Origin of the sequence: Robertmurraya sp. FSL R5-0851 (assembly GCF_038002965.1) — a bacterium.
Classification (GTDB): Bacteria; Bacillota; Bacilli; order Bacillales; family Cytobacillaceae; genus Robertmurraya_A; species Robertmurraya_A beringensis.
In genome coordinates, this window is sequence record NZ_JBBOOE010000001.1 from 3,724,635 (window position 1) to 3,737,353 (window position 12,719).

Consider the following 12,719-nt stretch of genomic DNA (forward strand, 5'->3'; position numbering starts at 1 on the left):
CTGAGTGAAATAACTAGAAAATAGAAAAGCGCAGACATACGCTTTTCTATTTTTTATTTCTTATTTACTTTTTACCAATAATATCGATAATCTCTTGAGCTGTTTTTGCTTGAGCCATTTTTTCGATATTTTCCATATCGGAGCAAGTAATTGCGATACCAGAAAGGATTTCAAGATGTGTACCGTCTTTTCCAGCAATACCGAAGATTAAACGTACTTTCTGTCCATCAAAATCCACGCCATTCGGAACCTGAAGGACAGTAAAACCTGATCTAATAACTGCCTTCTTCGCTTCTTCTGTTCCATGGGGAATCGCAACATCATTTCCCATATACGTAGAAGTCATGTTATCTCTCTCAATCATCGCTTCGATATAGCTTTCATCGACGTAACCTGCATTCTTTAATGCTTGACCGGCAAAGCGAATGGCTTCTTCCTTATTGGCAAACTCCTGATTGATAAAGACATTTTCAGGACGAAGCAAATCATCGTTATGTGATTTTTCTTCATTCAAATGATCCGTAGCATTCTCTTCTGCATCTTCAACGACTTCATGAAGAGTGGAACTTGCTGGAAATTGCAACTCACTAATGAGCTTATCGTACTCAGGACTTGAAAGGAAATTATCAACAGAAATATGATAAGCGTTTGGTACTTTGTTTTTTGCTCTAGGAGTTAGCTCCTCCTGTGTAATGACAATTTGAGCGTCCGCTGGAAGATTACTAATAGCCATATTGGTAACCCCGATATCCATTCCCGCTTCTTTTACTTTTTTACGTAACAACGATGCTCCCATTGCGCTTGAACCCATTCCTGCATCACATGCAAAGATAATCTTTGTAACATTGTCAGGAAGTGCTCCTTGATCTGTAAGTACATTTGATACAGAGCTTTTCTTCCCTTTCATTTCTTGCATTTTTTGAGCGGCTGCTTCAAGGTCATCTCCACCCTGTTTCCCCGTTTTCAAAATAAAAGAAGAAACAATAAATGAAACAGCTGCAGCCACGATTACACCAGCAAAGTTTGCCATATATGCACTTGCATGATGTGGGGTAACCGCAGTAATCGCAAGAATACTACCTGGTGATGATGGAGCAAATAATCCACCACCTAATAGAACCAATGTAAATACTCCACTCATTCCACCTAGGATGACAGCAAAAAATAACATAGGGCGCATTAAGATATATGGGAAATAAATCTCATGAATTCCACCGAAAAAGTGAATGATTCCTGCACCGGGTGCTGATTTCTTTGCCGTTCCTTTTCCAAAAAACATATACGCTAGTAGAACACCGATCCCAGGACCTGGGTTTGCTTCAAGAAGGAACAAAATAGATTGTCCCGTTTGTTTCACCTGTTCCACACCAATTGGTGATAGAACTCCGTGATTAATCGCATTATTTAAGAACAATACTTTTGCTGGTTCAATTAGAATACTAGTTAATGGAAGCAGTCCTGTTCCAACCAACCAGTCAACTCCTGATACAAGCCATCCGGTAAACACATCGACTGCAGGTCCAACGCCTAAAAATGCTAGAATGGCAAGGATCGCTCCTAGAATACCCGCAGAAAAATTGTTTACAAGCATTTCAAAACCAGCTTTAACTTTCCCTTCAATTAACTGGTCAAATTTCTTAATGACAAAGCCGCCTAACGGACCAATGATCATCGCACCAAGAAACATTGGTATGTCTGCTCCTGCAATCACACCCATCGTTGCAATTGCACCAACAACTGCTCCACGTTCTTGATGAACAAGTTTTCCACCTGTATATCCAATTAAAATAGGTAGTAAATAGGTAACCATTGGGGTAACCATTTTGGCAAGGTTTTCATTTGGAAAAAAACCTGTAGGAATAAATAGAGCTGTAATAAGCCCCCAAGCAATAAATGCTGAAATATTTGGCATGACCATAGAACTTAGGAAATTACCAAATTTTTGTACAGCCACTTTTATATTTGATTGTGTCATGTTCGATCTCCTGTCTAAAATTTGTACCTTCACATGTTATCCTACATAGTTAACACTATCAACAAAGTGAAAAACCAACTTTGTCGTTCATAAAGAGACAAAAGTATTTTTTCTCAAAAAAGAATTAATATTCTTTGTTGTCATTAAGAGGGATTTTCTATTTGATAGATTAAGTATTTATACAAAATAAAAGTTTTTTCCGTATTAAAAAACCCTTGCATGATTGCAAGGGTCTATGACTTCAACTCTATTTATGCTTTTACCGCTAATTCAACTACACGACGTGCAGATGCTTTTACTTCTTCTAAACCAGCAGCAATGATTTCTTGTGCTTTATCTGGCATAGCATTATGTCCTTCAATAACCACTTCATCAATGATTTGCATTCCGAACACTCCACCGAAAACATTACGCATATAGTTCACAGCCATTTCCATCGGTGCTGCTTCAGGCGCTGAATAAACTCCTCCTCGTGCATTTAAGAAAATTGCTTTCTTTTCTGGCATTAAGCTTACTAGGTTTCCAGATGCATCATATTTAAATGCAAAACCAGCTGCGTATACATAATCAATAAATGTTTGCAATTTAGCAGGGATCGTTAAATTCCATAATGGAAATGCAAATACAACCACATCTGCGCTTGAAAGTACATCCATTGCTTTTTGTTTCGCAGCTAACAAACGTGATTCAATGTCAGTTAGTTCTCCACCATTTTGTACCTTACCAAATGCATCAAAAAGTTCCTGTCCAAAATATGGTGTATCCTCTTCAAACACATCATATGTAGTAACGTTTACGTCTTTCCCTTCTAATTCGGCCATAAACGTTTCATACATCTTACTAGAAATCGCCTCAGAAGCAGGGCGGTTATTTGCTTTTACTACTAAAACATTCATTGATATTCTCTCCTCTATTTCCTTCTTTGTTAGGCTAGCTACACTAACTACCTAACTATAATTATTATAATCAGAGTCAAATGATTGTTAAGTACGCACTTAAAAGTGGTATAGTATCAAAATGTATACTATTGCTTTAGCGCTCACCTTCACATAGCCAGTTAATTTTTACCTAAAGGAGGAATTGAGATTGGAAATAAAGCCTGAGTTATGTCGTGTCGACGATGCTTTAGGAATTTTAACGGGGAAATGGAAACCCATTATCTTATTACATCTTCTAACAAAAGGAACTCAACGATTTAGTGAGTTAAAGAGAAATATGCCTGGAATCACCCAGAAGATGCTAACAAATCAGTTACGTGATTTAGAAGAGGAAGACATCGTACAACGTGTCGTTTATCCACAAGTCCCCCAAAGGTGGAGTACTCGATGACGGACTACGGGAAAAGCTTAGAGCCCATATTGAGAGCTATGCATGATTGGGGCGTGAAACACAGTGTGCATAAGAAACAAAAAATGGTTAGTGAATAAATATAACGAGCTGCCACTATAGGTAGCTCTGCTTTTTCTAATCACTAAGCATGTGATTGTCTATCTCGATAATGCCCTGGTGTCATTCCCACATGTCTTTTAAATAACTCCGAGAAGTGGCGATAATTATAATAACCTACTTTTTCACTAACTTCGTTTACCTTCGCTCCGTTCATTAGCAATTTCTTTGCATGTTCAATTCTCAATTTTGTGACATACTTTATGTATGACTCGCCCATTTGTTCCTTAAATAACACACTAAAATAGGTGCTACTCATATTTGAATGATCAGAAACTTCTTGGAGACTAAGCTCTTTATCGTAATTGGATTGAATAAAACGAAGTGCACTCTCAATAGCGATATGTTTAGGCTCGACCTGATTATTCTTCACGCATTGAAAAATTTGTTCCATTTGCTGTTGAAACCAATAACATAAATCGATCGTGGAGTGTAGGTTGGCAACTTCCATATGCGGCAAATATCCTTTATTCCAAAGACTTTCTTTAGCCACTTCCATACTTAGGTAAATAAGTCTAAGCATTTTTCCTTTTACTACTTCAGGATCTAATTTCTGTTCTATCATCGAACAATTAAATTCCTCTATTTTTTGAAAAAAAGTCTCACGTTCAAGCATGCGGAGACTACGTAGAAGTGATTGTTTTCTTTGTGTAAGTTCCTTTTCCGTTAATACCTTACACTCAAGTTCGAAAGCGGATGCCTTAACCATTACATTTTTCAACTCCTTATCCATAGAATTTTACAGAGATTGAATAGAAACGGGTTAAATCGATTTCTGGAATAGTCAAAATCATTTTGGAGGATAACTACTAGATGTTTATTAAAGAAGAACAGTAGGAGATAGATTTCATTTTTCTATACTTTTATTTTACTAAGTTTTTCAAGATTCTGAAAACGCTATCTTTTTGGTTGATGTCTGCTTTTTTTAGGACGAAACCAAAAAAGAGACCACAACCGTCTAATCGACAGGCTGTGATCCCTTCTTGTGATTTATTTCTTATTGGGTTTACCACCTTCAAAAGATAAACGATCGATTCGAAGATCTGGTGAATGGAACACGACATATACTGTGTTTGGCCCCTTCGGCAATTTTCCTTCTAGATCAACAGTCACATCTGTGTAGCCCAACTCATTTACAGGAACCCCTGCATTCTCGATGGTGTATGAGTTCTTTCCTGTTTTCGGTACTTCAAATTCTGCAAAAGGTTCGCTAGTAACAGATCCCGAGTGCAAAGTGATTTTTCCTCCTGTCACATCGGAAGCAACACTAGCGGTTACTTGTTTTGAACCTGTTAATACTACTTTTGGTAGAGCTACCCATGAACCATTTTGTTTCGATCGAACGGCATGATATTCTCCAACAACCTTTTCTGCCTTTAAACTTTCAGCTGTTCTTGCTTTGGAGACTTCATGATAAACAACTTCATTTGATGCAAAGGAGTGGTCGAACACATTAAAAGGCTTATTGGTTGGCAAAGCCGCAAGTGACTCTCCATCAATGGCAATTGTACTTTCTGCTTTCACATCTTCAGAAGAAGATCCCATCATCAATACATAGTTTCCTTCCTCTACAAGGAAATCCCCTGCATTTACATCCCAAACGGCTAAGTCCTTTGGATCGACCTTGAGTGTAACCTTCTTTGTCTCACCAGCTTGCAAAGATACTTTCTCAAAAGCTACGAGTTGCTTTTGAGGAGCATATTCCCCGTAAGCAGATTTATTATTTTTGGCATACAGCTGAACAACCTCAGAAGTATTCACTTTACCTTCATTTTTCACCTGTACGGATACTTCAAAAGAAGACTGATCGCTAGCCTTTTTTGGCGCTTTAAAGCCACTATACGTAAAGTTACTATATGATAATCCGTAACCAAATGGGTATGTGACTGGAGCTTTTGTGTACATATAGGTTAATTCTTGTTCAATCGGATCGGCATTTGTCATATCTAGTGTAAATCTTGGATCAATATCCTCCATTGTTATGCTTGTATTTCCTTCTGGAATGGAATACTTACTGATTTCTGGGAAGCTAGACATATCTGCATACCATGTAGAAGAAAGACGACCTGTTGGAGCATAGTCCCCGTATAGTACTTGAGCCAATGCATGTGAATCATACTGACCTCCATATGGTTGATAAACAATGGCTGATACGTTCGGGTTATTTTGAATAGGTTCCATTCCGACTGGGAAGCTAGACTTAACAACAACAACCGTCTTTTTCCCTTCCGCAGCAAAAGCAGCCGACACTTTCTCAACCAACTCGTAATCCGCATCTCCCATATTTAAGTCAGAGCGGTCATTTCCTTCTCCCGCACTATGGCGTGGAATGGCACCTACAAACACAACAGCATAGTCATCCGTTTTCGCACGATTGACCGCTTCGGCTCCTACCTCTTTTACCACTGTTTGTTCAAACTTCACATCATCATTTCGATTAGTTACATTTTCAGCGTTTCCAATGGTTGATGATGCAGTTTTTAATTTTCCATCAGAGTCTGTTGTAATCACTCTTCCATTTGAATAATACCAGTTGGTGAAATCACCTGAGAATCCTGTTCTGTATCCACTTGCCACAAGGGATACGGTCTGATCTGCATTTTCCTCCACTCGGATGGTTGGTGGAATCGCACTTGTATTTCCTAACATTTGGGCAAGATCCCAGTCATTATTGGTTAAGTTTAATGCCGTTGCATTTGTATTTTCAACAGATGCATTAGCAGCTGTAGGTGACGTTAACCATTTTCCGTTTAATACCGAACGTAGGCTATACCCTTTTTGGCCCCAATCATACACTTCAAATAATTGAGCAGGGTTATTCCTATCTAATGGTTCAGTTGTAGTTACAAGCTGAGAGCCCTTTGTTACATCAGCTGCACTCTCGTCGGCTGTAACTGTCTGTCCGTTAAGCTTTGATTTTAATGACACTACTTCTACCGCTGGGTCGTATGAAACATTATTGGAACCATTCGCCTTGATAATGGCTAATAGTGGTGAGATTCCAGAGTTGTCAATGTTTGGTGTTGTTCTTGCTGAGTAGGTGGTTTTAAACCTTGAATCTGCATACACTCCTGAAACGGACGCCTTCTTGTTTTTCTCTAATGGCAATGCCCCATCATTCTTTAGAAGGACGATACTTTCCTGAGCAGCCCTTAATGCAATTTCTTGATGTTCAGGAACACTATATGTACCTAGTTCTTCCCTTACATCTTTCGCCTCTTCGGCAAACGGATAGTTCTTCGGAATTCCGTTTTCATCAACTTCATTAAAAATACCCACACGTACCATTTGATTCACATGCGGACGAGCTGCATCGATTAAATCCTCTTTTGTCACACCGTATTTCCCTTTTTCAACTGCGTCAACTACAGCGGCCACATCGTCTAATGCATTTTGAGGATTTGGTCCAGGACGTCCGGCATTCGCATCAGCTAAAATCATTAAGATGGTTGCAGCTGTTCGATCTGTTGCATATTGAGTGTCATAACCATTTCCTTGCGCATTTGCTCCAAAAACGTGGGCATCTCCATTAAAATCTGGAGAGCTGTAAACACCGTATTTAGAATGATTATTAGCATGAATTTGATAAGGTGAAAGGATATTCGGAATTCCATTCGTACGTCCAAATGACGTCATGACCCCTGCAACAGAACCAGAGCTTAATGCTTTCAAAGGACTTTTCGTCTGATATTCGAAAATAGATCTAGCACCAGCACTATTATTAGCCGTTTGACGGAACCACTGTGCATTATATACGGAGTAATGCTTCGTCCCAACAGCTGCACGCATCCAAAATCCATCTTCACTCTTTTCTTGATCTGTTCCACTCAGACCTGCTGCCATATTATCGATCATCGTAGAAGCCATGTGAACATCTTCAGAAAACCCTTCATCAAAACGACCACTTAACGGATGTATACGCATATCGCTCACAACCGTAAAGGCAACAGTCGCAGAAGGATCTGTTCCACCGTGAATATTTGACTCCCCTTGCTTCACTTTTAAGGTACTAATTTTTTCACTTCCTACTACTTTACCAATATCCGTAAGAAGTTCTTTGTTCCAGGTTTGTCCCATTCCTACTAATGCAGGGAAATCAGTTGATACCCCCTGAACATTATCTGCAGCTGATAGAGCACCAGGAATCACCTTGCCTTTATTGGCTCCACCCTGTAAGGTGTAATGGTTTCTTGAACCAGTTGCATAAACGGCCGGTCCTTCTAGACCAGTGTATTCAAAATAAGCATCAACATATTCTTCTAGGTGGTCTGGAACTCCGTCAAACAGCGGCATCCCATCAAATACCCCACCCACTTGATGTTTAAATACGATTTTCTCTTCTGCTTGTTTTTCTGGAGCTTTAAACCCAACCATACTCGCGGTTAACGAAGTAATAAGCAATACGGACAGCGACTTTCTCCCAATTCTGGAAAGACGGGTTTTTTTCAACACAGCACATCCTCTCAGATATTTTTAAGCGCTTTCATACTTGGAGGGACCGGTCTCCTATAAAAATAGTTTAATCTCTATCTACCATTCAACGATAGTGAGTGATTTTTACAATTGTGTACACATTTTTAAGACAGAGTAAAGTGGATTCATTTTATTTATCATCCTTGATAGGTTTTTCCTAATTTTTACTATGTTAGATGAACAGTATACTTAAAGTATGTCTTAGACCACAGTGATGTTTTTTTAGATCGAGGTGATTGGGTTGGTTTTAAGAATTGTATTTATCATTACATTAGGATTTCAGACCGTTATTAATATGACGAGACCTGTCATCACGTTATATGCCTCAGAGCTTGGAGCATCTCCTCTTGAAATAGGGATCCTTACGTCAGCCTTTGCCTTGTTTCCACTCCTATTTGCGATTCAAGCTGGTAAACTAGCGGATAAACTCGGAGATCGCATTCCTGTTTTTATCGGATTATTTTCCATTATTGTGGGAATGGCTATTCCGCTTACTTTTCCAAGCATGTGGGCCTTGTTTGTGAGCCAGTTTTTTGTAGGAATCGGAAGTGTATTTATCCCTGTTTCCTTACAGAATGTGCTTGGAAATAGTGCAACAAAGGAGAATCGGGACCACTACTTTAGTATGCTTGGCATGGCAGTAGCAACTGGTGCATTAATTGGGCCTATTATCGGGGGATTTGTTACAGAGCATATATCTTATTCGTTTTCTTTTCTGCTTTCCATAATTATTGGGCTCGTCCCAGTGATTTTCACTTTTTTCCTGCCAGTCATGAAAAGGCAAGGTTCTGCTAATCATTATGGAATGCTATCTTCTATCAAGCTATTACAAAATCCATTATTACAAAAAGCCTTATTTTCAAGTGCGCTAGTATTGTACTCAAGAGATATTTTTGTTGCGTATTTTCCTTTGTATGCGAAAAGCTTCCATATGTCTGACTCGACCATCGGAATCATTATAGCTGTCCAAGGATTAGCGATGATTGTTGTACGGGTGTTTCTACCAAAATTAATTGAAGGAATGGGTAGGGACAGGGTTCTTCTTACTTCTATCATTGTTGCTGGAACCTCCTTCCTACTAATGCCTTTTTCAGAGAATGTGATTTTCATGGGTATTTTGAGCTCCCTTATGGGATTGGGGTTGGGTTGTGGTCAACCACTCTCCATGACGACGACGTATAATGCATCCCCTAAATCAAGGACCGGAGAAGTTCTCGGGCTACGATTAACAACGAATCGCTTATCACAGCTGATTGCTCCTCTATTATTTGGAGTGATTGGTGCCTCGGCTGGTATCATGTCTGTGTTTTTGGTTAGTGGGGTTTTCTTAGTTTCGGGGACATTTTGGATACGACAGGAGAAGGTAAAGCTTTCAGAGGTAAAAGAAAATTAAACAGATAAAGCAGACACTGTATTGTTAAAGAGTTCCGTTTTGAAGTGCTTTTCTTAAAATACGTACGAAATGACAGAATGGTATCTAATATTTACGAGGCAGATCATAATTGGTGAGTTTCTTTATTATGAATACAAAAACAAAATTTATTTAAAACCTCACTTACCTGTGATACGGTTCACCCTAATGCATCAAAATGAGGTTTTTCGTGGATTTTTAGATTAAACTCACACCTTTATAAAGTAAGATGTTTTGTCCTTAATCGTGTAACTAGCAAAAGTAAAACTAAGCGGAGAATTTCCGGTTAGTTGCAGAATGGAGCCTTGTTTTGGGGTAAATAAGGGGAGTTTTTCCGCTAAAGCAAAGCAAAATCTCCTATTTTCGTATTTTTCGAGCCAATAGGCGGAATCTCTCCGTCTATTTAAGCCTTTTTTAAAAAGAATTTCTAATTAAGCGGAATTTCTCCGTCTATTGATCAGCTCGAATTCTTAATCTGATCCCCAACCGATAAGTGCGGGACCCTCTTGAACCTAGATGTGGAAAACAGCAACTTTTTATCGACCGCTTATCAAGATCAATAAAATCGGTACTCAAAACGGTACTGCAAATGACATAAGTTTTGATCCTCTTTTTAATTGTACAATACTTATTGTCTGGCTTAATAATGAGTCAATTGCTAGGTCAATTGTAGAAACGCTAATAAATATAAGAAAGACGTATCCCAATTCTTGTTTATTTTAATTAGAAAGTACCCGAAAACGGAACCCTTTACTGTATTGTGCTCTGCTTATTTTCATTTACTTGAAACTCAAAAAGAAATTCCCCATATTATCTTAGTTTTCGGTAAAAATAAGACGATGACTCTGTCGATTAAAAGTGAACGTTGTCGTATGGCCATTTTCAGTAGTTTTTGCCTTGAAAAATTACTAGTAATACTAAAATAATCCTTTTTAAAATCTCTGAAAATTCACACTTTAATTGGTAAAATCGTTTACGGAAGCGTTACCAAAAATGATTTAGCGCCATTTTATGGGGGGGATAAAAGATGTTAAAAAAGATGAAGAAACGAAGAAGACAATTAACTTCCATTGCACTAGCAACAGGTATTGCTTTATCCGGATTAAGTTTTCAAACAGCGTATTTGCTGCAGAGCAAGGAGCTCCGAAGACGGAACAAATAAACCAAAACGAGGTGCCACAATTAGTAGACAAAGCCTCCATTGATGCTGTTATCGCGGCTATGACCGTAGAGGAAAAAGCTAAACTTGTCGTAGGGGTGGGCATGCCTGGAATGACAATACCGAAACTTCCGGTTCAAGGTGCGGTTGGAGGAACGCCTGCGATTGAAAGATTAGGAATTCCTGCCATGTATTATGCGGATGGACCGGCTGGATTGAGAATTAGTCCAACACGTCCTGGAGAGTCAAAAACGTATTATACCACTGCTTTTCCAATTGCTACCTCGTTAGCATCCACCTGGGATACGAATGTGGTAAATAAGGTTGGCCAAGCGCAAGGGAATGAAGTAAAGGAATATGGTGTCGATGTATTGCTAGCACCTGCTCTAAACCTTCACCGTAACATATTAACTGGAAGAAACTTCGAATATTTTTCTGAAGATCCGTTGATTTCAGGTAAGATGACTGCTGCTTTGGTAAATGGGGTCCAATCAAATGGAGTAGGTGCTACCATCAAGCACTTTGCAGCCAATAATCAGGAAACCAATCGTTTTACCATTGATACAATCGTCTCAGAAAGAGCTTTAAGAGAGTTATATTTGAAAGGCTTTGAGATTGCTGTAAAGGAATCTCATCCGAAGGCTGTTATGAGTTCCTATAATCTGATAAATGGTACACCGGCTTCACAGAACGAAGAATTGCTGACAACTGTCTTAAGAGGAGACTGGGGCTACGATGGCTATGTGATGACTGACTGGTTTGCTGGAACTGATCCTGTTGCCCAAATGAGAGCAGGAAATGATCAAATTATGCCTGGTTTCCCTCAAAGCTCCGAACAAATTGCTAATGCTGTAAAAGACGGAAGCTTAGACGAAAAGCTATTGGATCGAAATGTGAAGAACATCTTAAACTTCGTCGTCGAATCTCCTAGTTTTAAAAACTATAACCATTCTGACAATCCAGACCTGCAAGCACATGCTAAAGTGGCTCGTCAGGCGGCAGCAGATGGAATGGTTTTATTAAAGAATGATCAAAAGGCACTTCCACTTAAGAAAGAAAACAAAGTGGCGCTATTTGGTACCGCACAGATTGAAACGGTGAAAGGTGGAACGGGTAGTGGAGATGTAAACGCAGCCTATACCGTGTCTATTGTAGACGGATTAAAGCATGCAGGATATTCACTCCATGAAGACCTTGTGAATCAATATAGCAACTACATTAGTGAGTTAAGACAAATGGAACAATACAAAATTAAGCCGAGCCCATGGGGTGAGGACTTTGGAAAAGAAATACCTGTCATTCCTGAGATGGTGTTAGATACAAACCAGATTGAAACAATCGAGGGTGAATCCGATATTGGTGTCATTGTGATTGGAAGAAATTCTGGTGAAGGTGTGGATCGTCAAAATGTAAAAGGTGATTACCTTCTAACAGATACGGAAAAAGCGATGATTCAAAACGTATCCAAAGCCTATCATGATGCTGGAAAGAAAGTGGCGGTTGTTCTGAATATCGGTGGACCTGTCGAAGTAGCAAGTTGGAGAGATCAAGTAGATTCCATCCTTCTAGCATGGCAACCAGGACAGGAAGCAGGAGATGCGGTAGCCGATGTATTATCTGGAGCAGTGAATCCTTCAGGAAAGCTAGCAACCACCTTCCCTGTGAAATATGAGGATGTTCCTTCTTCTGAAAACTTCCCTGGAACACCAGCAGAGAACCCTACTCAGGTTGTGTATGAAGAAGACATTTATGTTGGTTATCGCTATTACTCAACCTTTGATGTCAAACCTGCCTATGAATTTGGATATGGGTTGTCTTATACAAACTTTGATTACAGTAATATTCGAGTGAATCAGGGAGGTAAATTCAAAGATCAAATTACCGTATTTGCTAATATAAAGAATACAGGGAAAGTCTCTGGTAAAGAAGCGGTTCAAGTGTATGTCTCTGCCCCGGATGGTAAGCTAGAAAAACCTGAAATTGAATTAAAGGCATTCGGAAAAACAAAAGAATTAAAGCCAAATCAAACTGAACTATTAAAGTTTAATTTGAATGCGAAGGACCTCGCTTCCTTTGATGAAGAGAAAAATCAATGGATCGTAGAAAAAGGCGTTTACACAGTGAAGGTCGGTGCTTCTTCAGAGAATATTAAAGGGACAGCAACATTCAAAGTCGATAAAGATATTATTGTAGAAGAAGTGAGTAATTCGTTAGTGCCAGAGGTTGAAATTGATAGACTAAGTAAAAAGTAAGGG

The 12,719-nt window shown here is 39.1% G+C and carries 7 protein-coding genes and 1 pseudogene; 4 read left to right on the forward strand and 4 right to left on the reverse strand.

Annotation, left to right across the window (positions count from 1 at the left end; translation table 11 throughout):
* Positions 1-64: 64 nt before the first annotated feature.
* Positions 65-1,975: a PTS mannitol transporter subunit IICBA gene (locus tag MKX65_RS19155; protein WP_340905110.1), complete on the reverse strand. Its 1,911-nt coding sequence runs from the start codon at positions 1,973-1,975 to the stop codon at positions 65-67.
* Between the two features lie 251 nt (positions 1,976-2,226).
* Positions 2,227-2,871, reverse strand: coding sequence for an FMN-dependent NADH-azoreductase (locus MKX65_RS19160; protein WP_340905112.1), 645 nt, complete (start codon positions 2,869-2,871; stop codon positions 2,227-2,229).
* A gap of 190 nt (positions 2,872-3,061) precedes the next feature.
* Between MKX65_RS19160 and MKX65_RS19165 the strand changes: the two are divergent.
* Positions 3,062-3,402, forward strand: a pseudogene (locus tag MKX65_RS19165) (winged helix-turn-helix transcriptional regulator).
* Between the two features lie 44 nt (positions 3,403-3,446).
* Here MKX65_RS19165 and MKX65_RS19170 read toward each other — a convergent pair.
* Both MKX65_RS19170 and MKX65_RS19175 read right to left on the reverse strand, forming a co-directional pair.
* Complete coding sequence (locus MKX65_RS19170) at positions 3,447-4,130, reverse strand: helix-turn-helix domain-containing protein (protein WP_340905114.1); 684 nt, start codon at positions 4,128-4,130, stop codon at positions 3,447-3,449.
* 281 nt (positions 4,131-4,411) lie between these two features.
* Positions 4,412-7,873 carry a glycoside hydrolase family 3 C-terminal domain-containing protein gene (locus MKX65_RS19175; RefSeq protein ID WP_340905115.1) on the reverse strand — a complete coding sequence of 1,154 codons (3,462 nt, stop codon included), beginning with the start codon at positions 7,871-7,873 and terminating at the stop codon, positions 4,412-4,414.
* Positions 7,874-8,135: 262 nt separating this feature from the next.
* On the opposite strand from MKX65_RS19175, the gene MKX65_RS19180 reads away from it, so the two are divergent.
* The 3 genes from MKX65_RS19180 to MKX65_RS19190 all read left to right on the forward strand — a co-directional run bounded on the left by MKX65_RS19180 (position 8,136) and on the right by MKX65_RS19190 (position 12,716).
* A complete protein-coding gene (locus MKX65_RS19180) occupies positions 8,136-9,287 on the forward strand; it encodes an MFS transporter (protein WP_340905116.1) in 1,152 nt (383 codons plus the stop codon).
* A 1,045-nt stretch (positions 9,288-10,332) separates the two neighbouring features.
* On the forward strand, positions 10,333-10,467 hold the full coding sequence (locus MKX65_RS19185) for a hypothetical protein (protein WP_340905117.1): 135 nt from the start codon (positions 10,333-10,335) through the stop codon (positions 10,465-10,467).
* 110 nt (positions 10,468-10,577) lie between these two features.
* Positions 10,578-12,716 (forward strand): beta-glucosidase, encoded by a 2,139-nt coding sequence (locus tag MKX65_RS19190; protein WP_340905118.1) that lies wholly within the window; start codon positions 10,578-10,580, stop codon positions 12,714-12,716.
* Positions 12,717-12,719 lie beyond the last annotated feature (3 nt).